Annotated in this window: 18 protein-coding genes; 17 read left to right on the top strand and 1 reads right to left on the bottom strand. The window is 67.7% G+C overall.

Annotated elements, in window-relative coordinates; translation table 11 throughout:
- Positions 1 to 40: 40 nt before the first annotated feature.
- Entirely contained in the window at positions 41 to 1,639 is a 1,599-nt protein-coding gene (locus RCO38_RS09755) for an MFS transporter (protein ID WP_308328120.1), read from the bottom strand.
- A 209-nt stretch (positions 1,640 to 1,848) separates the two neighbouring features.
- On the opposite strand from RCO38_RS09755, the gene RCO38_RS09750 reads away from it, so the two are divergent.
- From RCO38_RS09750 to RCO38_RS09670, 17 genes are all read left to right on the top strand, one after another.
- The gene (locus tag RCO38_RS09750) at positions 1,849 to 3,492 is read left to right on the top strand and encodes a 3-(methylthio)propionyl-CoA ligase (RefSeq protein WP_308328119.1); all 1,644 of its coding nucleotides are present in this window, start codon (positions 1,849 to 1,851) and stop codon (positions 3,490 to 3,492) included.
- A gap of 138 nt (positions 3,493 to 3,630) precedes the next feature.
- The gene (locus RCO38_RS09745) at positions 3,631 to 4,857 is read left to right on the top strand and encodes a branched-chain amino acid ABC transporter substrate-binding protein (protein WP_308328118.1); all 1,227 of its coding nucleotides are present in this window, start codon (positions 3,631 to 3,633) and stop codon (positions 4,855 to 4,857) included.
- Positions 4,858 to 5,071: 214 nt separating this feature from the next.
- Positions 5,072 to 6,094 (top strand): branched-chain amino acid ABC transporter permease, encoded by a 1,023-nt coding sequence (locus RCO38_RS09740; RefSeq protein ID WP_308328117.1) that lies wholly within the window; start codon positions 5,072 to 5,074, stop codon positions 6,092 to 6,094.
- Positions 6,095 to 6,100: 6 nt separating this feature from the next.
- On the top strand, positions 6,101 to 7,393 hold the full coding sequence (locus tag RCO38_RS09735; protein WP_308328116.1) for a branched-chain amino acid ABC transporter permease: 1,293 nt from the start codon (positions 6,101 to 6,103) through the stop codon (positions 7,391 to 7,393).
- 41 nt (positions 7,394 to 7,434) lie between these two features.
- Complete coding sequence (locus RCO38_RS09730; RefSeq protein ID WP_308328805.1) at positions 7,435 to 8,229, top strand: ABC transporter ATP-binding protein; 795 nt, start codon at positions 7,435 to 7,437, stop codon at positions 8,227 to 8,229.
- Positions 8,230 to 8,243: 14 nt separating this feature from the next.
- Positions 8,244 to 8,939: an ABC transporter ATP-binding protein gene (locus RCO38_RS09725; RefSeq protein WP_308328115.1), complete on the top strand. Its 696-nt coding sequence runs from the start codon at positions 8,244 to 8,246 to the stop codon at positions 8,937 to 8,939.
- A gap of 104 nt (positions 8,940 to 9,043) precedes the next feature.
- Positions 9,044 to 11,152 carry a 3-hydroxyacyl-CoA dehydrogenase NAD-binding domain-containing protein gene (locus RCO38_RS09720; protein WP_308328114.1) on the top strand — a complete coding sequence of 703 codons (2,109 nt, stop codon included), beginning with the start codon at positions 9,044 to 9,046 and terminating at the stop codon, positions 11,150 to 11,152.
- Between the two features lie 33 nt (positions 11,153 to 11,185).
- Positions 11,186 to 12,361: an acetyl-CoA C-acyltransferase gene (locus tag RCO38_RS09715; protein WP_308328113.1), complete on the top strand. Its 1,176-nt coding sequence runs from the start codon at positions 11,186 to 11,188 to the stop codon at positions 12,359 to 12,361.
- Positions 12,362 to 12,398: 37 nt separating this feature from the next.
- A complete protein-coding gene (locus RCO38_RS09710; RefSeq protein ID WP_308328112.1) occupies positions 12,399 to 13,754 on the top strand; it encodes an acyclic terpene utilization AtuA family protein in 1,356 nt (451 codons plus the stop codon).
- Complete coding sequence (locus tag RCO38_RS09705) at positions 13,751 to 14,071, top strand: AtuA-related protein (RefSeq protein WP_308328111.1); 321 nt, start codon at positions 13,751 to 13,753, stop codon at positions 14,069 to 14,071. The genes RCO38_RS09710 and RCO38_RS09705 overlap by 4 nt, the downstream gene beginning before the upstream one ends.
- A 31-nt stretch (positions 14,072 to 14,102) precedes the next feature.
- Positions 14,103 to 15,068 (top strand): Bug family tripartite tricarboxylate transporter substrate binding protein, encoded by a 966-nt coding sequence (locus tag RCO38_RS09700; protein WP_308328110.1) that lies wholly within the window; start codon positions 14,103 to 14,105, stop codon positions 15,066 to 15,068.
- 28 nt (positions 15,069 to 15,096) lie between these two features.
- Positions 15,097 to 16,920 carry an acyl-CoA dehydrogenase gene (locus RCO38_RS09695; RefSeq protein ID WP_308328109.1) on the top strand — a complete coding sequence of 608 codons (1,824 nt, stop codon included), beginning with the start codon at positions 15,097 to 15,099 and terminating at the stop codon, positions 16,918 to 16,920.
- 26 nt (positions 16,921 to 16,946) lie between these two features.
- A complete protein-coding gene (locus tag RCO38_RS09690) occupies positions 16,947 to 17,738 on the top strand; it encodes an SDR family oxidoreductase (protein ID WP_308328108.1) in 792 nt (263 codons plus the stop codon).
- Positions 17,739 to 18,164, top strand: coding sequence for a PaaI family thioesterase (locus RCO38_RS09685; RefSeq protein WP_308328107.1), 426 nt, complete (start codon positions 17,739 to 17,741; stop codon positions 18,162 to 18,164).
- A complete protein-coding gene (locus RCO38_RS09680) occupies positions 18,164 to 18,961 on the top strand; it encodes an SDR family NAD(P)-dependent oxidoreductase (RefSeq protein ID WP_308328106.1) in 798 nt (265 codons plus the stop codon). Before RCO38_RS09685 ends, RCO38_RS09680 begins: the two co-directional genes overlap by 1 nt.
- A 20-nt stretch (positions 18,962 to 18,981) precedes the next feature.
- A complete protein-coding gene (locus RCO38_RS09675; RefSeq protein WP_308328105.1) occupies positions 18,982 to 19,998 on the top strand; it encodes an NADP-dependent oxidoreductase in 1,017 nt (338 codons plus the stop codon).
- 21 nt (positions 19,999 to 20,019) lie between these two features.
- Positions 20,020 to 21,672, top strand: a complete 1,653-nt coding sequence (locus tag RCO38_RS09670; RefSeq protein ID WP_308328104.1) for an isovaleryl-CoA dehydrogenase — start codon at positions 20,020 to 20,022, stop codon at positions 21,670 to 21,672.
- The last annotated feature ends 12 nt before the right edge of the window (positions 21,673 to 21,684 follow it).

Here is a 21,684-nt window from a genome sequence, read left to right as displayed (position 1 = left end):
AGCGGGCATTGTGCCTGCTGGCCGGCGAGCGTGCAGCGCTTCAGCCCGGGCCCACCGTGGTTTCCATCAGGCTGCGGCGCACCAGCGGCGGCGCCTCGCCGACGTGGAAGGCCAGCTTGCGCAGCCGCAGTGCCTCGTCGGCGGCGGTGACGCGCTCGAAACGCCGCAGGTGGTCGGTCCAGGATTCGTCCACGATCATTTCCACAAAACGCCCGGGGTCGTTGAGGTCGTGCAGCAGTTCCCATGAAAGCGCGCCGTGACGCAGCCGGCCGCTGCGCCCCTCGGTGAGCATCAGCTCGCGGAATTCTGCGATCCGGGCCGGGTCGATCTGGTATTCGATGGTGATCAGGACCCGCCCGTCGGCGGGCGGCGCGTCGTTGGTGGGCAGCGTGAAGACCCTTCTGGGCGTGAGGTCCGCGGGCTGGCTGGTGTCCGGCCGGAAGCGGTTGACTCCCCACATCACCAGAAGGCCCGACACCGCGGCGACGGCCAGGCAGGTGCGCACGTCGGTGGCGGTGGCGATCTGGCCCCACAGCGCGGCGCCCGCGGCGCTGGCGCCCATGATGGCCATCTGGTAGATGGACATGCCACGCGCGCGGACCCAGTCGGGCAGGTTCATCTGCATGGACACGCTCAGGGTGTTGGCGGTGGTGATCCAGGCCGCACCGCCCAGGAACATGGCCGGCACCGCGAGCCAGGGCGTGGTGACCGCCGCCATGGCCGCCATGGAGGCGGCCTGCAGTGTGGCACCGCGGAACACCAGGCCATCGCGGCTGTAGCGCTTGCGCAGCCGCGGCAGAAACGCCGTGGCCGAGATCGCGCCGGCACCCATCGAGGCCAGCAGCAGGGTGAACATGCCGGCGCCGCCGCCGTCCATGCCCCTGGCCAGCAGGGGCAGCAGGGCCATCAGCGCGGTGGAGTGGAAGAAGAAGATCGCGATGCGCAGCAGCGCGCCCTTGAGCGTGTCGGACTGCAGCACATGCTGCAGGCCCACCCGCATGGCGGACAGCAGGCGTTCGCGGCCGAGCGGGTTGGGCACGTGCTCGCGCTGCCAGCGGCTGATGATCACGGCGGCGCCGAGGGACAGCACGGCGTTCAGCAGGAAGACCCAGGCGCTGCCGGCGCTGGCGATCAGGGCCCCGGCCAGCAGCGGTCCGAGGATGCGGGACGCGTTCATCGACACGCCGTTCAGGGCCAGGGCCGCCGGCAGCTGCGGGCGCGGCACGAGCTCGGGAACGATGGCGGCGAAGACCGGCCAGCGCATGGCCAGGCCCACACCATTGGCGAAGGTCAGGGCCAGCAGCACCACGGGGGAGACCATGTCCAGGAACACCAGCACGCTCAGCACCGAGGCGATGACCGCCACCCAGAGCTGCGTGACGAGAAAGTAGCGCTTGCGGTCCAGTCCGTCGGCCAGTGCGCCGCTGGGCAGGCCCAGCAGGAAGACCGGCAGGGTCGACGCCGTCTGGACCAGGGCCACCCAGATGGGTTTGTCGGTCAGCGAGGTCATCATCCACGCCGCCGCCACGTCGTTCATCCACATGCAGACGTTGGCGAACAGCCAGGCGATCCACAGCATGCGGAAGTCCAGGTGCTTCAGCGGTGCCACCGGTGATGTGTCGGAAGGGGTGTCGGGCATGCGCGGGCTGAGATAGGAACAGCCTTGCACTCTCGCACAGGACGCGGCGTCGGGCCTACGTGGAAGTACGCAGACCCTGCGCGCAACGTCGCGCGCCGGCCGCCCGGCACGCCGGCCCGGGGGTGGGAAGCATGTCCGGTTTCGGGCATGATGTGGGGTTTTAAAACGAACGACCGTTCTTTTTTGACGGCAAACACAGGAGATACCCCATGCTGGGCCAGATGCAAAGCCAACCGCTGCTGATTTCCAACCTCATCGTCCATGCGGACCGCCACCACCACGGCACCGAGATCGTCTCGCGGCGGGTCGAAGGCGACATCCACCGCACCACCTGGGGCCAGGTCGCCGCCCGTGCGCGCCGCGTGGCCAACGCGCTGGACAGCCTGCACCTGTCGTTCGGTGACCGGGTGGGCACCCTGGCCTGGAACGGCTACCGCCATCTGGAGCTGTACTTCGGCGTCAGCGGTTCGGGCCGTGTGCTGCACACGCTCAACCCGCGCCTGCACCCCGAGCAGCTGGTCTGGATCGTCAACCACGCCGACGACCGCGCGCTGTGCTTCGACATGAGCTTCCTGCCCCTGGTGCAGGCGGTACACGCCAAGTGCCCCGGCGTCAAACACTGGATCGCGCTGTGCGATGCCGACAAGCTGCCGGCCGACACCGGCATCCCGAATCTGCACAGCTACGAGGCCTGGATCAACGCCGCCGCCGACACCTACACCTGGCCCGAGTTCGACGAGAACTGCGCCTCGAGCATGTGCTACACCAGCGGCACCACCGGCAACCCCAAGGGGGCCGTGTACTCGCACCGTTCCACCACGCTGCATGCCTACGGGGCGGCGCTGCCCGATGCGCTGGGCTGCTCGGCGCGCGACTCGATCCTGCCCGTGGTGCCGATGTTCCACGTCAACGCCTGGGGCCTGCCCTACTCGGCGGCGGCCGTGGGCTGCAAGCTGGTCTTCCCCGGCCCGGCGCTGGACGGCAAGTCGGTCTACGAACTGATCGAGGGCGAACAGGTCAGCATGGCCGCGGGTGTGCCCACCGTCTGGCAGATGCTGCTGGGCCACATGCAGCAGAACGGCCTGAAGTTCAGCACGCTCAAGCGCACCGTCATCGGCGGCTCGGCCTGCCCGCCGGCCATGATCGCGGCGTTCAACGACACCTACGGCGTCGAGGTGCTGCACGCCTGGGGCATGACCGAGATGAGTCCGCTGGGCACGGTCTGCACGCTCAAAAACGCGCAGATCGCGCTGCCCGCCGACGAGAAGATGAAGGTGCGCCTGAAGCAGGGCCGCAGCGTCTTCGGCGTGGACATGAAGATCGTCAACGAGATGGGCGAAGAGCAGCCCTGGGACGGCAAGGCCTACGGCGACCTGCTGGTGCGTGGCCCCTGGATCATCGCCAGCTACTTCAAGGGCGAGGGTGGTGACCCGCTGCAGTACGACGTGGCCGGCCGCGGCTGGTTCCCCACCGGCGACGTGGCCACCATCGACGCCGACGGCTTCATGCAGATCACCGACCGCAGCAAGGACGTGATCAAGTCCGGCGGCGAGTGGATCAGCTCCATCGACGTGGAGAACATTGCCATGGCGCACCCCGGCGTGGCCATGGCCGCCTGCATCGGCATGAAGCACCCCAAGTGGGACGAGCGGCCCATCGTGGTGGTGGTGAGGAAGCCGGGTGCGGAGTTCACGCGCGAGGAACTGCTGGCCTTCTATGAGGGCAAGATCGCCAAGTGGCAGGTGCCCGACGACGTGGTGTTCGTCGACGCGATCCCGCTGGGGGCGACCGGCAAGATGCAGAAGATGACGCTGCGCCAGCAGCTCGCCGGTTACACATTGCCGGGACTTTGAAGCCGTCGCGCAGGCGACCTGCGGCGCTACGGAAGTGCAAGCAGAGTCGCCTGTGCGATAGCGCCTAGGGCAATCCCTGAGCGTCGTGCAGAGGTCCGGCGCTACGCTGCCCACTTCACTTTCTCCAGGAGATGTCACGTGAAGTTCGCTCACCAGTCTGTCGCCGCCGCCGCCCTCCTGCTGGCCTTCGGTGCCGCCCACGCCCAGAAGGGCGAGACCGTCAAGATCGCCTGGATCGACCCGCTCTCGGGCCTGATGGCGCCGGTCGGTTCGAACCAGCTCAAGAGCTTCCAGTTCTTCGCCGAGAAGTTCAGCGCGAACAATCCGGCCGGCGTGAAGTTCGAAGTCATCGGCATCGACAACAAGCTCAGCCCGGCCGAGAGCCTGAACGCCTTCAAGGCCGCGCTGGACCAGGGCGTGCGCTACATCACCCAGGGCAACGGTTCGTCGGTGGCCGGTGCGCTGATCGACGCGGTCAACAAGCACAACGAGCGCAACCCGGGCAAGGAAGTCATCTTCCTGAACCACTCGGCGGTGGACCCCGATTTCACCAACAGCAAGTGCAGCTACTGGCACTTCCGCTTCGACGCCGACACCTCGATGAAGATGGAAGCGCTGACCACCTTCATGAAAGACAAGCCCGACGTCAAGAAGGTCTACCTGCTCAACCAGAACTACTCGCACGGCCACCAGGTCGCCAAGTTCGCCAAGGAGACCCTGGCCCGCAAGCGCCCCGACGTGCAGATCGTCGGCGAGGACCTGCACCCGCTGGCCCAGGTGCGCGACTTCGCACCCTACATCGCGAAGATCAAGGCCTCGGGCGCCGACACCGTGATCACCGGCAACTGGGGCTCCGACCTGGCGCTGCTGGTCAAGGCGGCCAACGAAGGCGGCTACACGGGCAAGTTCTACACCTACTACACCGGCGTCACCGGCACGCCGACCGCGCTGGGCACCGGCGCTGAAGGCCGCGTGTTCCAGATTGCCTACAACCACTACAACATGGGCGGGCAGGTGGGCAAGTGGACCGAGGAGTTCAAGGCCAAGTTCAAGGACGACTTCTACACCGGCTCGGTGATCCACATCTACAACGCGCTGGGCACGGCGATGGCCAAGGCCAAGTCGACCGACCCGGTCAAGGTGGCGGCCGCCATGGAAGGCCTGAAGTTCAGCAGCTTCAGCGGCGAGGTCGAGATGCGCAAGCTGGACCACCAGCTGCAGCAGCCGCTGTTCCTGACCGTGTGGCAGAAGGCGGACGCGAAGCACCCCTACAGCCCGGAGAACACCGGCATGACGCTGGCGCCGGTGAAGGAGTTCCCGGCGTACGTGTCGAGCACGCCGACGAGCTGCGACATGAAAAGGTGACCCCCCGCGCAGGATTTGACCCACCCCCGCGCCGCTTTGCGTCACCCCCTCCAGGGGGCAGCGCGAGCGGCCCGGCAAAGCCGGTTCCGCCGCGCTCTGGACTGGGCACTTCGCGCCGGTGCGTCCTATGGGGCTTTGATCGCCTGAGCGGGCCATACTCGGACCGCTTCCGTTTCTTCTCTCCCAACTCCTTCGCCCTCGAAAGGCCTGCTTCATGGAGTTCTTCATCATCTCCATGCTCAACGGCGTGAGCTATGGCTTGCTGCTGTTCATGTTGAGCTCGGGGCTGACGCTCATCTTCAGCATGATGGGCGTGCTCAATTTCGCGCATGCCAGCTTCTACATGGTCGGCGCCTATGTCGGCTATTCGCTGTCGGGCCTGATCGGCTTCTGGCCGGCGCTGGTGGTCGCGCCGCTGGTGGTGGGTGCCCTGGGGGCGCTGTTCGAACGGCTGTCGCTGCGCAAGGTGCACAAGTTCGGCCACGTGCCCGAACTGCTGGTCACCTTCGGCCTGTCCTACATCGTGCTGGAGCTGGTGCAGCTGGTCTGGGGCCGGACGGCGGTGGAGTTCGCTCCGCCCGAGGTGCTGCGGGGTCCGGCCTTCACCCTGGTCCACCACGCCAACGACAGCATCGGCATGGTGCTGGGCGCCGCGGGCCAAGCGGTCTGCAGCGCCGAGGGCGTCATCTGCACGCCGTTCCCGGCCACGCGCGCCTTCATGATGGGCATCGCGGTGCTGATGCTGGTCTCGCTGTGGCTGCTGCTCACGCGCACACGCATCGGCCTGGTGATCCAGGCGGCGCTCACGCACCCCGAGATGGTCGAGGCCCTGGGCCACAACGTGCCGCGGGTCTTCATGCTGGTGTTCGGCGCGGGCACGGGCCTGGCCGGGCTGGCCGGGGTGATCGGCGGCAGCACCTTCGTGACCGAACCGGCGATGGCCGCCACGGTGGGCTCGGTGATCTTCGTGGTGGTGGTGGTCGGCGGCATGGGCTCGCTCTCGGGTGCCTTCCTGGCCTCGCTGCTGATCGGCGTCATCCAGACCTTCGCGGTCGGCCTGGACCACTCTTTCGTGAGCGTGGCGCAGCAGCTGGGGCTGCAGCTGTCCGACGCGGCGCGGGCCAACTCGGTGCTCAAGCTCACCCTGTCGCAGGTGGCGCCCATCCTGCCCTACCTGTTCCTGGTGCTGATCCTGATCTTCCGGCCCAAGGGGCTGCTGGGCACCCGCGAAGGCTGATCCGACATGAGCAAGACCCACTACGAATTCAAACCCTGGAACGTCGGCCGCTGGATCGTCTGGTCGCTGTTCGCCATCGTGCTGCTGGTGGCGCCCAAGCTGTTCACCAGCAACCTCTCGGTCACCATGCTCACGCAGATGGGCATCGCCATCATCGCCTGCCTTTCCTACAACATCCTGCTGGGGCAGGGCGGCATGCTCAGCTTCGGCCATGCGGTGTACACCGGCCTGGGCAGCTATGTGGCGATCCACGCGCTCAACGCGGTGTCCGACGGGCAATGGCCCATCCCGGTCAGCCTGATCCCGGTGGTGGGCGGTTTCGCGGGGCTGTTCTTCGCCATCCTGTTTGGCTACGTGACCACCAAGAAGGCCGGCACACCGTTTGCCATGATCACGCTCGGCATGGCCGAGCTGGTGTTCGCGATGTCCCTGATGTTCTCCGACTTCTTCGGCGGCGAGGCCGGCGTCTCGGGCAACCGGGTGGTGGGCCAGCCCTTCATGGGCATCACGTTCGGGCCGCCGGTGCAGGTGTATTACCTGATCGCGGTCTACACCTTCGTCTGCGTGGCGCTGATGTTCGCCTTCACCCGCACGCCGCTGGGCCGCATCCTCAACGCGGTGCGCGACAACCCCGAGCGGGTGGAGTTCATCGGCTACAACACGCAGAAGGTGCGCTACCTGGCCTTCATGATCGCGGGCTTCTTTGCCGGCATCGCGGGTGGCCTGGGGGCGATCAACTTCGAGATCGTCACGGCGGAGGTGGTGGGCGCGGCGCGTTCCGGCGGCTACCTGCTGTTCACCTTCCTGGGCGGCGCCACCTTCTTCTTCGGCCCCATCATCGGCGGCGTGCTGATGGTGCTGGCCGCGGTGCTGCTGTCCGAGCTGACCAAGGCCTGGCTGCTCTACCTGGGCCTGATCTTCCTGTTCATGGTGATGTACGCGCCCGGCGGCATCGCCAGCCTGATCATGATGAACCTGCGTGTGGCCTCCTTCGGCCGGCTGCGCGAAATCTGGGTGTCCTACCTGGTGCTGGGCGTGACCGCGGTGCTGGTGCTGCTGGGCGCCGGTTCGATGGTCGAGATGATCTACCACCTGCAGCTGAACGCGGCCATGGGCGACACGGTGAAGTACCTGGGCGTGGAGCTGGACACCAGGGCGGGCACGACCTGGTTCGGCGCGGTGTTCGTCACGCTGACCTGTTTGGGCGTGTTCGAGATCGCGCGTCGCCAGTTCGCCGCCCAGTGGTCGGCGATCCAGACCGACATCGAAAAAGAGATCAAGCGCCGGGAGACGGAATGAGCACCGCGACCAACACCCCCGTGCGGCCGCACGAGCAGGCCATGAGCCATGTGCATTCGGGTGGCTACGCTTTGGAGCTGCGCGATCTGCGCAAGAGCTTCGGCAAGACCGAAATCATCCGCGGCGCCAACCTGGCCGTGCGCGCCGGTGAGCGCGTGGCCATCATCGGCCCCAACGGCGCGGGCAAGTCCACGCTGTTCAACCTGATCTCGGGCCGCTTCGCGCCGACCAGCGGCGAGGTCATCCTCAACGGCACGCGCATCGACGGCAAGAAGCCCTTCGAGATCAACCGCCTGGGCCTCTCGCGCAGCTTCCAGATCACCAACATCTTCCCCAAGCTCAGCGTGTTCGAGAACCTGCGCTGCAGCGTGCTCTGGAGCCTGGGCTACCGCTACACGCTGTTCCGCTTCCTGGCCGACCTGACCGACGCCAACGACCGGGCCGAAGAGCTGATGAAGATGATCCGGCTCGACAAGAAGCACGACACCCTGGCGATGAACCTGACCTACGCCGAACAGCGCGCGCTGGAAATCGGCATCACCATCGCCGGCGGGGCCAACGTCATCCTGCTGGACGAGCCCACGGCCGGCATGAGCAAGAGCGAGACCAGCCGCTTCATCGAACTGATCCGCGAGGTGACGGTGGGCAAGACCCTGCTGACCGTCGAGCACGACATGGGCGTGGTGTTCGGCCTGGCCGACAAGATCGCGGTGGTGGTCTACGGCGAGGTGATCGCCTTCGACACGCCCGAGGCCGTGCGCGCCAACCCCAAGGTGCAGGAGGCCTACCTGGGCTCGGTGCTCGCCGACGAGCAGGCCGCCTCGGCCGGCCATTGAAGGAGGCTGCAGAGATGCTGAAGATCCAGAACCTCCACGCCTACTACGGCAAGAGCCATGTGCTGCACGGCGTGTCCTTCGGGGTCGGGCAGGGCGAGATCGTCGCGCTGCTGGGCCGCAACGGCTCGGGCCGCTCCACCACCGCCAAGGCCATCATGGGCCTGGTCGACTGCGAGGGCACGATCGACTGGAAGGGCGAGGCCATCCGGGGCCACAAGCCTTTCGAGATCGCGCACCGTGGCATTGGCTATGTGCCCGAGAACCGCGACATCTTTCCCAAGCTCACCGTGCACCAGAACCTGCTGCTGGGCCAGAAGGGCAGTGGCAAGGGCTCGCGCTGGGGCTTCGACGACATGTACGCCATGTTCCCGCGCCTCAAGGAGCGCCAGCACACCGAGGCCGGCGTGCTCTCGGGCGGCGAGCAGCAGATGCTCACGCTGTGCCGCACCCTCATGGGCGACCCCGACCTGATCATCATCGACGAGCCCACCGAGGGCCTGGCGCCCAAGATCGTGGAGCTGGTGGGCGAGTACCTGCAGAAGCTCAAGGCCCGTGGCATCTCGGTGCTGCTGATCGAGCAGAAGCTGACCATCGCGATGGCGATCTCCGACCGCGCCCTGGTCATGGGCCACGGCAGCATCGTGTTCGAGGGCACGCCCGACAGCCTGCGCGCCGACCCCTACACCCGCAAGGAATGGCTGGAGGTCTGACCCCCAAGCGACAGAGGGTCATTGCGGCGCCGCACAAATTTCCTAAAATCGCACGACCGTTCGTTTTTTGAACTGTTTTCCCGTTTCACCCCAGAGGAGACCCCATGACCGCTGAGTACCAGGTCCACGGCGCCGTCGCCGTTATCACGCTGAACAACCCGCCGGTCAACGGCCTGGGCCTGTCCACCCGCCAGGCCATCGTCGACGGCCTGGAGAAGGCCGAGAACGACGCGGCGGTCAAGGCCATCGTGCTGACCGGTGCCGGCAAGGCCTTTTCCGGTGGCGCCGACATCCGCGAGTTCGGTTCGCCCAAGGCGATCCAGGAACCCAACCTGCTCTCCGTCATCCTGCGCGTGGAGAACACCTCCAAGCCGGTGATCGCGGCCGTGCACAGCGTGTGCATGGGCGGCGGCCTGGAACTGGCGCTGGGCGCGCACTACCGCATCGCCGCCCCCGGCTGCAACGTGGCCCTGCCCGAGGTGAAGCTGGGCCTGATCCCTGGCGCCGGTGGCACGCAGCGCCTGCCGCGCGTGCTGGGCGTGGAAGCCGCGCTGAACATGATCGTCAGCGGCGAGCCGGTGAAGAGCGAGATGCTGGCCCAACTGCCGGGCCAGAAGCTGTTCGACAAGCTGGCCGCTTCGCCCGAGTCGCTGGCCGAGGAGGCCCTGGCCTTCGCCCGCGAGATGGCTGCGAAGCACGCCGACGGCTCCGCCTTCCCGCTGGTGCGCAACCTGCCCTGCAAGCACAAGGACGGCGACGCCTACTTCCAGTTCGCGCGCAACATGGTCAAGGGCATGGCCAAGAACTTCCCGGCGCCCGCCAAGTGCGTGGACGCGGTCGAAGCCGCGACCAAGAAGAAGTTCAACGACGGCATGGTGTTCGAGCGCGAGATCTTCATCAACCTGATGTGGACACCCGAGTGCAAGTCGCTGCGCCATTTGTTCACGGCCGAGCGCGCCGCCAGCAAGATCCCGGACGTGCCGGAAGACACGCCGCAGCGCAAGATCGAGAAGGTCGCCGTCATCGGTGCCGGCACCATGGGTGGCGGCATCTCGATGAACTTCCTCAACGCCGGCATCCCGGTGAAGATCCTGGAGATGAAGCAGGAAGCGCTGGACCGCGGTGTCGGCGTCATGCGCAGCAACTACGAAGCCCAGGTCAAGAAGGGCAAGCTCAAGCAGGAGAAGTACGAGCAGCGCATGGCCCTGCTGTCCACCACGCTGAGCTACGACGAGATCGGCTCGGCCGACCTGGTGATCGAGGCCGTGTTCGAGGAGATCGGCGTCAAGGAAGCGGTGTTCAAGGAACTCGACCGCGTGATGAAGCCCGGTGCCATCCTGGCCTCCAACACCTCGACGCTGGACGTCAACAAGATCGCGAACTTCACCCAGCGCCCGCAGGACGTGGTGGGCATGCACTTCTTCAGCCCGGCCAACGTGATGAAGCTGCTGGAAGTGGTGCGCGGCGACGCGACCGCCAAGGACGTGCTGGCCACGGTGATGGCGATCAGCAAGAAGATCAAGAAGACGGCCGTGGTCTCGGGCGTCTGCGACGGCTTCATCGGCAACCGCATGATCGAGCAGTACGGCCGCCAGGGCGGCTTCCTGCTCGACGAGGGCTGCACGCCCGAGCAGGTCGACAAGGCGATGGAGAAGTTCGGCATGGCCATGGGCCCGTTCCGCATGGGCGACCTGGCCGGCAACGACATTGGCTGGGCGATCCGCAAGCGCCGCTACCAGGAAAAGCCGGACATGAAGTACAGCAAGACCGCCGACCTGCTGTGCGAGAAGGGCCGCTTCGGCCAGAAGACCGGCGCCGGCTGGTACGACTACGTGCCCGGCAAGCGCGACGCGATTCCGAACGCCGAGGTGGTGGCCATGATCGAAGAGCACCGCAAGGCCTTGGGCATCACGCCGCGCAAGATCTCCGACGAAGAGATCGTGCAGCGCCTGGTGTTCTCGCTGGTCAACGAAGCCGCGCACATCCTGGAAGAGGGCATCGCCAACAAGGCCAGCGACATCGACGTGGTCTACATCTTCGGCTACGGCTTCCCGGTGCACCGTGGCGGCCCTCTGAACTACGCCAACGAGGTGGGCCTGTTCAATGTGGTCCAGGCCATGAAGCGGTTCGCCAAGAACCCGCTGGACGACGCGAAGTTCTGGCAGCCTGCGCCGCTGCTGGCGAAGCTCGCCGCCGAAGGCAAGACTTTCTGATGACCGCACGAATCCAGATTTGAGGAACCCATCATGACCAACGCCGTCATCGTTTCCACCGCCCGCACGCCCCTGACCAAGAGCTGGAAGGGCGCCTTCAACATGACCCACGGCGCCACGCTCGGTGGCCACGCGGTGCAGCACGCCGTGCAGCGCGCCGGCATCGACGCCGCCGAAGTCGAAGACGTGATCATGGGCTGCGCCAACCCTGAGGGCGCGACCGGCGCCAACATCGCGCGCCAGATCGCGCTCAAGGCCGGCCTGCCCATCACCGTCTCGGGCATGACCGTCAACCGCTTCTGCTCCTCGGGCCTGCAGACCATCGCCCTGGCCGCCCAGCGCATCATCGCGGGCGAAGGCTCGGTCTACGTGGCCGGTGGTGTGGAAAGCATCTCCTGCGTGCAGCAGGAGATGAACCAGCACATGCTCAAGGACCTTGCGCTGGAGAAGCAGAAGCCCGAGATCTACTGGAACATGCTGCAGACCGCCGAACAGGTGGCCAAGCGCTACAACATCGGCCGCGACGCCATGGACGAATACGGCGCCGCCAGCCAGCAGAAGGCCGCGGCCGCGCTGGAAGCCGGTCTGTTCAAGGCGGAGATCGCCCCCATCACCGTGACCGCCGGCGTGGCCGACAAGGTCATGGGCCTGATGACCAAGCAGGTCACGGTCGAGAACGACGAAGGCATCCGTCCCGGCACCACCTTCGACAGCATCCACGGCCTTCGCTCGGCGCTGCCGGGTGGCCTGGTGTCCGCCGGCAATGCCAGCCAGTTCAGCGACGGTGCGGGCGCCTGCGTGGTGATGGACGAGGCCCTTGCCAGTAAAAAGGGGCTGCAGCCCCTGGGCCGCTTCCTGGGCTTCGCCGTGGCCGGCTGCGAGCCCGACGAAATGGGCATCGGCCCGGTGTTCGCCATCCCCAAGGTGCTGTCGCGCCTGGGCCTGAAGATCAGCGACATCGACCTGTGGGAGCTCAACGAAGCCTTCGCCGTGCAGGTGATCTACTGCCGCGACAAGCTGGGCATTCCGGGTGATCGCCTGAACGTCAACGGCGGCGCCATCGCCGTGGGCCACCCCTACGGCGTGTCGGGCCAGCGCCTGACCGGCCACGCGTTGATCGAAGGCAAGCGCCGCGGTGCCAAGCGCGTCTGCGTGACCATGTGCATCGGTGGTGGCATGGGCGCCGCCGGCGTCTTCGAAGTGCTGTAAACCGTCGCACCGCCGGTCCGCGCAGGAGACCCGAATCGTGAGGCCCCACCGGATCGGCGCAGGCGCAGGCTATGCCGGGGACCGGATCGATCCGGCCCTCGACCTGGCCGAACGCGGGCGGCTCGACGTGCTGGTGTTCGAGTGCCTGGCCGAGCGCACCATCGCGCTGGCACAGTTGCGCCGCCGCGCCGACCCGTCTCAGGGTTTTGACCCGCTGCTGGCCGCACGCCTGCGCGCGGTGCTGCCGGCCTGCCTGAAGCAGGGCACCACCATCGTCACCAACATGGGCGCGGCCCACCCGCTGGCTGCCGGGCACGCCGCGCTGGCGGTGGCGCGCGAGCTGCAGCTGCCGCGGCTGCGCGTGGCGGTGGTGCTGGGCGACGACGTGCTGGACTGGGTGCGACAGAACGACGCGCCGCTGCTCGACAGCGACGACACGGTGCGTTCGCTCGACGGCCGGCTGGTCTCCGCCAACGCCTACCTGGGTGCCGACGCGCTGCTGCCGGCCCTGGCGGCGAAGCCGGATGTGGTCGTCACGGGTCGTGTCGCAGACCCCTCGCTGTTCCTCGCGCCGTTGATGCAGCACTTCGGCTGGGCGGCCGACGACTGGCCGCTGCTTGGCAAGGGTCTGGCCGTGGGCCACCTGCTCGAATGCGCGGCCCAGGTCAGCGGTGGTTACCTGGCCGACCCGGGCAGGGTGGACGTGCCCGGGCTGCACCGCGTGGGCTTTCCGCTCGCCGAGGTGGATGCCGACGGCGGCGTGGTCGTCACCAAGCTGCCGGGCACCGGTGGCCGGGTGGACCGGCTCAGCTGCACGGCGCAGCTGCTCTACGAGGTGGAAGACCCGGCGGCCTACCTGCAGGCCGATGTGACCGGCGACTTCTCACAGGTGGGCCTCACCGAGCTGGGCGACGACCGCGTGCGGGTGGACGGTGCCAGCGGGCGCGCGCGGCCCGAACAGCTCAAGGTCAGCCTGGGCTACACCGACGGCTTCATCGGCGAAGGCCAGATTTCCTACGCCGGACCGGGTGCCCGCGCGCGCGGCGACCTCGCGCTGGACATCCTGCGCCATCGCCTCGCCGACACTGGTCTGCTGCCGTCGCTGGCCGGGTGCGAGCACCGCGCCGAACTCATCGGCGTCAACGCCATGCACGGTGCCGCGCTGGGCAGCGACCGCGAGCCCTACGAGGTGCGCGTGCGACTGGCGGTGCGCTGCGCCACGCGCGCGCAGGCCGAACGCGTGGGCGAGGAGGTGGAGGCTCTTTACCTCAATGGCCCGGCGGCCGGTGGCGGCGTCACGCAGTCGGTGCGCGAGGTGGTGGCGGTGGCCTCCACGCTGATCCCGCGCGAGGCGGTGCAGACCCGCGTGGAGGTGCTGGAGTGGGCGGCATGACGACACCGCGCCGCATCCTGCGGGACATCGCGCTGGCCCGTTCCGGCGACAAGGGCAACCGCGCCACGCTCAGCGTGATCGCGCTGGACCCGGCAGACTTTCCCCTGCTGGAGCGGCTGCTGACGGCCGGGCGCGTGCAGGCGCATTTCGCGGGTGTGGTGGGCGGCGGGGTCCAGCGCTTCGTGCTGCCGCAGCTGCACGCCGTGCACTTCGTGATGCATGATGCCCTGGCCGGTGGGGTCACCCGTTCGCTGGCGCTGGACGCACACGGCAAGACCCTGAGCGCGGCGATCCTGGACCTGCCGCTGGACGACTGAATTCCGATTCACAACACAAGGAGACAAGACGATGCGAACCCTGACCCGAGTCATCGCCGCCGCCGCGGCCACGCTGGCCTGCACCGCCGCCCTCGCGCAGGCCTGGCCCGACAGGCCGATCAAGGCCGTGGTGCCGTTCGCCGCCGGCAGCGCCACCGACCAGATTGGCCGCGCCTTCACGCAGAAGATGCAGGAGGCCCTGGGCCAGCCCATCGTGATCGACAACAAGCCGGGCGTGAACGGCATGCTGGGCGCCGACGCGGTGGCCAAGGCGGCTCCGGACGGCTACACCCTGCTGATCGGCACCAACAGCACCAACGCGGCGCTCAAGAGCCTGATGAAGCAGCTGCCCTACGACCAGGACAAAGCCTTCGCACCCGTGGCCTACATGGGCTCGGTGCCGCTGATCATCGCGGTAAATCCGGACGTGCCGGCCAAGACGCTGAAGGAACTGGTGGACCTGGCCAAGGCCAAACCGAAGAGCATCAACTTCGCCAGCGCCAGCACCTCTCAGCTGGTCTCCACCGAGATGCTCGCCGGCATGGCGGGCATCGAGCTGACCAATGTGCCCTACAAGAGCGGCCCCGCCGCCATGACCGACCTGATCGGCGGCGTGGTGCAGATGTTCAGCGCCGACTTCGCGGTGATGCTGCCGCAGGTCAAGGCCGGCAAGGTGCGCGGCCTGGCCGTCACCTCCACCAAGCGTTCGCCCGCCGTGCCCGAGCTGCCCACGGTCAACGAAGCCCTGGGCCTCAAGGACTACGAACTGATCGCCTACTTCGCCATGTACGTGCCCGGCGGCACGCCGGCCGACGTCATCGCCAAGCTCAACAAGGCGGCCAACGCCGCGGCCAACAGCAAGGAAGTGCAGGACAAGTTCGCCGGCATCGGTTTTGTCGTGGAGCCGGGCACGCCCGAAGACCTGGCCAGGCGCGGCGTGAGCGAAACCGCCAAGTGGGCCAAGGCCATCAAGGACGCCAGGATCGAACCGCAATAAGCCGTCAACCTCACCGTTCCCGCCGACCATGAGCCTGCGCCCCACCATCGACTTTCTGCTCAACGACTGGCTGTCGGTCGAGCGCCTGAACCAGCGCGAACGTTTCGCCGACCACAGCCGCGAGACCTTCGATGCGGTGCTCGACACCTGCGAGCGCATCGCGCGCGAGAAGTACGCGCCGTTCAACCGGCTGGTGGACACGCAGGAGCCCCACTTCGACGGCGAGAAGGTGGTTCTGCCGCAGGCCACGCACGATGCGCAGAAGGCCTACGCGGAGAGCGGCATGCTGAGTGCGGCGCAGGACTATGAAGTCGGCGGCATGCAGCTGCCCTACACGGTGGAGGCGGCGGCCAACGCGTTCTTCGCGATGGCCTCGGTCTCCATCGGCAGCGGCATGCTGTCGGTGGGCAACGCCAACCTGCTGATGGCACACGGCAGCGATCTGCAGAAGCAGGTGTTTGCGCTCAACGAGTTTTCGGGCCGCTGGTCGGGCACCATGTGCCTGTCCGAGCCACAGGCCGGTTCCAGCCTCAGCGACGTGGCGACGCGCGCCGTGCCGGATGGGGCGGACTTTGAAGGCGATCCGCTGGGTCCGCGCTACCGCCTCAAAGGCCACAAGATGTGGATCTCCGCCGGCGAGCACGAACTGACCGAGAACATCGTCCACCTGGTGCTGGCCAAGATCCCCGACGAACACGGCAAGCTGGTGCCGGGCGTCAAGGGCATCTCGCTGTTCATCGTGCCCAAGAAGCTGGTGGACACCGACGGTCAGCTGACCGGTGAACGCAACGACGTGGCGCTGGCCGGCCTGAACCACAAGTGCGGCTGGCGCGGCACCACCAACACGCTGCTGAACTTCGGCGAAGGCAAGTACCCGGTGCGGGGCAGTTCTGGCGCCATCGGTTATCTCGTCGGCCAGCCCGGCAAGGGCCTGCAGTGCATGTTCCACATGATGAACGAGGCCCGCATCGGCGTCGGCATGGCCGCCACCATGCTGGGCATGGCGGGCTACCACGCGTCGCTCGACTACGCGAAGAACCGCCCGCAGGGGCGGCCCATGGGCGCGGGCGGAAAGGATGCGGCTGCGCCCCAGGTCCGCATCATCGAACACGCCGACGTCAAGCGCATGCTGCTGGCCCAGAAGAGCTACGCCGAAGGCGCGCTGGCGCTCGAACTCTATTGCGCCCGTCTGGTGGACGAACAGCACACGGGCGCGCCCGCAGCCGCCGACGACGCGCGCCTGCTGCTGGAGGTGCTCACGCCCATCGCCAAGAGCTGGCCCAGCGAGTGGTGCCTGGAAGCCAACAGCCTGGCGATCCAGGTGCACGGCGGCTACGGTTACACGCGCGACTTCCCGGTCGAGCAGTACTGGCGCGACAACCGCCTGAACATGATCCACGAGGGCACGCACGGCATCCAGGGCATGGACCTGCTCGGCCGCAAGGTGCTCATGGAAAACGGCAAGGGTCTGGCGCTGCTGGCCGGCCGCGTCAACGCCACCATCGAACGCGCGATCCAGATCCCCGAACTCGCCGCGCACGCCAACGCTCTGGGCAAGGCCCTGCAGGACGTGGGCGCCACCACCAAGGCCGCCTGGGCCACCGCCAACCCGACCGAGGCGCTGGCCAACGCCGTGCCTTACCTGCAGGCCTTCGGCCACACAGTGCTGGCCTGGATCTCGCTCGACGTGGCCCTGGCCGCGCACGCTGCCGAAGACAGTCCTGCGCGCACCGGCCGCCTGGCCGCGGCCCGCTTCTTCTTCCACTACGAACTGCCCAAGATCGGCGCCTGGCTGCAGGTGGTGCGCACGCGCGACCTGACCTGCGCCGATCTGGCCGAAGACGCTTTCTGATTCCACACATCCACAGGAGACATCACATGACCCGCAACATCCAGCAACTGTTCGACCTCAAGGGCCAGACGGCGCTCATCACCGGCGGCTCGCGCGGCCTGGGCCTGCAGATGGCCCATGCCCTGGGCGAGGCCGGCGCGCGCGTGGTGATCAGCTCGCGCAAGGCCACCGATCTGGAAGAGGCCACGGCCGAACTGCAGGCCGCCGGCATCGACGCGCGCTGGATCGCCGCCGACTGCCAGCACGAGGAAGACATCCGCCGCCTCACCAGCGAGACCCTGCAGCGCGTGGGCGACGTGGACATCCTGGTGAACAACGCGGGCGCCGCCTGGGGCGCACCCGCCGAGGACCACCCGCTCGAGGCCTGGGACAAGGTGATGAACCTCAATGTGCGCAGCTACTTCCTGCTCAGCCAGCTCATCGCCAAGGGCAGCATGATCCCGCGCAAGAAGGGCAGCATCATCAACACCGCGTCCATCGCCGGCCTGGGCGGCAACCCGCGCGGCATGAACACCATCGCCTACAACACCTCCAAGGGCGCGGTCATCAACTTCACCCGCGCGCTGGCCGCCGAGTGGGGCGCGCATGGCATCCGCGTCAACGCCATCTGCCCGGGCTTCTTCCCGAGCAAGATGACCCAGGGCACGCTCAAGGCCATGGGCGAGGAGCAGCTGGCCGCGCACGCGCCGCTGGGCCGCCTGGGCGACGACGAAGACCTCAAGGGCCTGACCGTGCTCTACGCCTCCGACGCGGGCAAGCACATCACCGGCCAGTGGCTCGCCGTCGACGGCGGCGTGTCCGTGATCACCGGAGGCTGAGTGCAGTTCTCTGTCCGCATCCCCTTCGTCGAGCTGCTCGGCTTCGAACTGCAACAGTTCGAGGGTGGCGAAGCCACGATCCGCTTCGACCCCAAGCCCGAGCACCAGAACTCTTTCAACGTGGTGCACGGCGGCGCCAGCATGACGCTGCTGGACGTCGTGATGGCGCACGCGGCGCGCTCGGTCGAGCCGGCCATGGGCTGTGTGACGGTGGAGATGAAGACCAGCTTCATGCGGCCCGCCAAGGGCGCGCTGACGGCGCACGGCACGCTGCTGCACCGCACGCCCACCATGGCCTTCACCGAAGGGCGCATCGTGGACGCGGCGGGCAAGCTCTGCGCCCACGCCACCGGCACCTTCAAGTTCGTGCCGCGCCTGCCGGTGGGCAAGGGCACCCAGGCCCTGAACACCTTGAAGACCGACTGATGACGAACGAACACAAACCCGTCGCCTTCGTCACCGGTGCCGCCCGCGGCATCGGCCTGGCCATCGCGCGCTGGTTCTTCCACCAGGGCTACCGGGTCGCGGTGATCGACAACGACGCGCCGACCCTGACCGCCACCGAGGCCACCCTGCGCGCCGAACTCGGTGCGCGCGCGAGCGACCTGCTGGTGATCCACGGCGACGTGTCCGACCCGGCCCAGGTCGCCAGCGCGGTGCAGCGCATCGAGCAGACCTTCGGCCGGCTCGACGCCCTGGTCAACAACGCGGGCGTCGCCACCTTCAAGCCCATCGGCGAGACCACGTTCGACGAATGGCGCTGGGTGATGGCGACCAACCTCGACGGCCCCTTCCTGTGCGTGCAGGCCTGTGCGCCGCTGATGCTCAGAAGCGGTGGCGGCGCGGTGGTCAACATCGCGTCCATCTCGGGCCTGCGCGCCAGCACGCTGCGCGTGGCCTACGGCACGTCCAAGGCCGCGCTGATCCACCTCACGCGCCAACAGGCGGTCGAATATGGCAACGCCGGCATCCGCGTCAACGCCATCGCGCCCGGCCCGGTGGAAACCGAGATGGCCAAGAAGGTGCACACCCCCGCCATCCGTGCGGACTACCACGACACCATCCCGCTGGCCCGCTACGGCAGCCTGGAAGAGATCGCCCACGCGGTCGGCTTCCTGTGCAGTCCGCAGGCCAGCTACGTCAACGGCCAGGTGCTGGCGGTCGACGGCGGCTTCGACGCCGCCGGCGTCGGCCTGCCCACGCTGCGCCGCCCCGCCCCCTGAACATTCCAAGGAGACACACCATGGCCACCAACCGCCAGATCCTGCTCGACAACCGCCCCGAGGGCGAAGCCACCGTGAACAACTTCAGGCTGGTCACCACCGAAACCGCGCCGCTCAAGGACGGCAAGGTGCTGGTGCGCCACCACTACCTGAGCCTGGACCCCTACATGCGCGGCCGCATGAACGACAGCAAGAGCTACGCCGCCTCGCAACCGCTGGGCGAGGTGATGATCGGCGGCACCGTCGGCGAGGTGGTCGAGTCGCGCCATCCCAAGTTCATGCGCGGCGACCAGGTCGTGGGCATGGGCGGCTGGCAGGAGTACAGCGTGGTCGACGCGCTGCAGCCCGGCGCGCTGCGCAAGGTGGACACCACGCACGTGCCGCTGTCCTACTACCTCGGCGCGGTCGGCATGCCCGGCGTGACCGCCTGGTACGGGCTGGTGAAGATCATCGCGCCAAAGGCCGGCGAGACCGTGGTCATCAGCGCCGCCACTGGCGCGGTGGGCAGCGCCTTCGGCGCGCTGGCCAAGGCGCGCGGCTGCCGCGTGGTCGGCATCGCAGGCGGGCCGGAGAAGTGCGCCTACGCCGTGAACGAACTGGGCTTCGACGCCTGCATTGATTACAAGCTGCACAAGGACATGTACAGCCTGGCCAAGGCGCTCAAGCAGGAATGCCCGAACGGCATCGACGGCTACTTCGAGAACGTGGGCGGCATGATCCTGGACGCCGTGCTGCTGCGCATGAACGCCTTCGGCCGCATCGCCGTCTGCGGAATGATCGCCGGCTACGACGGCCAGCCGCTGCCCCTGGCCAACCCGGCACTGATCCTGGTGAACCGCCTCAAGGTGGAAGGCTTCATCGTCAGCGAGCACATGGAGGTCTGGCCCGAGGCGCTGACCGAACTCGGCACGCTGGTGGCGCAGGGCAAGCTGCGCCCGCGCGAGACGATTGCGCAGGGCCTGGAGAACGCGCCCGAGGCGTTCATGGGCCTGCTCAAGGGCAAGAACTTCGGCAAACAATTGGTGAAGCTGATCTGACGTCACCGCGCGGAGGCTGGCATGAACACGACCCACGAAGTCTTCAACCAGCCCGAGCCGCTGGTGGACGTCAACCTGTTCGACGGCAACCGGCCGATGCAGGACGCGCTGAAGTTCAACGCGCCGGCGCTGGTCACCACCCACCTGAGCGCGCTGGGCCAGCAGGTCGGCAGCGCCGAGATGCAGCAGCACGCGCGGCTGGCCAATGTGTTCACGCCGCAGCTCAGGAGCCACAGCCGCTTCGGCCACCGCATCGACCAGGTGGAGTTCCACCCCAGCTACCACGTGCTGATGACGGCGGCCACGGCGGCGGGCCTGCACGGCACACCGTTCTCCGACGCCGAACAGGCCTCGGGCACGGCGCATGTGAACCGGGCCGCGGCCTTCATGCTCTTCACCGAACTGGAGCCGTCCATCCTCTGCCCGATCTCCATGACCTATGCGGTCACGCCCGCGCTGCGTGACAACCCGGCCATCTACGCCGACTGGGCGCCGCAGCTCACCAGCCGCGCCTACGACCCGGCCCTGAAGCTCTGGAAGGACAAGCCCGGCGTGACCATGGGCATGGGCATGACCGAGAAGCAGGGCGGCTCGGACGTGCGCGCCAACACCACGCAGGCCGTGCCCGATGGCTCGGACGCCTGGGGCCAGCGTTTCAAGGTGACGGGCCACAAGTGGTTCTTCTCGGCACCGATGTGCGACGCCTTCCTCATCCTGGCGCAGACGCCCAGCGGGTTGAGCTGCCTGTTCCTGCCGCGCGTGCTGCCCGACGGTTCGCTCAACCAGCTGTTCATCCAGCGCCTGAAGGACAAGCTGGGCAACAAGGCCAACGCCAGCAGCGAGGTGGAGTTCGCGGGCGCCAGCGCCTGGCTGGTGGGTGAAGAGGGCCGGGGCGTGCCGCAGATCCTGGCCATGGGCACGATGACGCGGCTGGACTGTGCCCTGGGCACCAGCGCGCTCATGCGCCAGGCCCTGTCCATTGCGCTCAACCACACCACGCAGCGCAAGGCTTTTGGCAAGGCGCTGATCGAGCAGCCGCTGATGCAGAACGTGCTGGCCGACCTCGCGCTCGAATCCGAGGCCGCCACCGCGCTGGCCCTGCGCCTGGCGCGCAGCTTCGACCGCGCCCCCACCGACGAGCACGAACGCGTGATGCAGCGCCTGCTCACGCCCGTGGCCAAGTTCTGGATCTGCAAGCGCGGCAGTTATTTCGCGCAGGAAGCCATGGAATGCCTGGGCGGCAACGGCTATGTGGAAGAGGGCGGCGAAGGCATCATGGCCCGCATCTACCGTGAGATGCCGGTCAACAGCATCTGGGAAGGCGCGGGCAACATCATGGCGCTGGACCTGCTGCGTGCACTGCGCAAGGCGGATGCGGTCGCGGCGCTGGCCAAGGAACTCGCGCCCGCCCAAGGCATGCACCCGGCGCTGGACCACCTGGCCGCCAGCCTGCCCACCCGCGTGGAGCTGATGGCCACCGAGATGGAAGCCCGGCGCCTCGCACAGGACGTGGCGCTGGCGGTGCAGGCCGCGCTGCTGGCGCAGACCGCGCCGCCCGCCGTGTTCGCCGCCTTCTGCGACTCGCGCCTGGCCGGGCACTGGGGCCACAGCTTCGGTTCGCTCGGCGCGGGCACCGACTTCGCCACCATCATCGCCCGCGCCCAACCCCGCTGACGCCATCCACCC

It is taken from the genome of Hydrogenophaga pseudoflava (genome assembly GCF_031020795.1).
Lineage (GTDB): Bacteria > Pseudomonadota > Gammaproteobacteria > Burkholderiales > Burkholderiaceae_C > Hydrogenophaga > Hydrogenophaga pseudoflava_A.
Note: the sequence above shows the minus strand (reverse complement) of the source record. Positions and strands in the feature narration are given on the sequence as shown.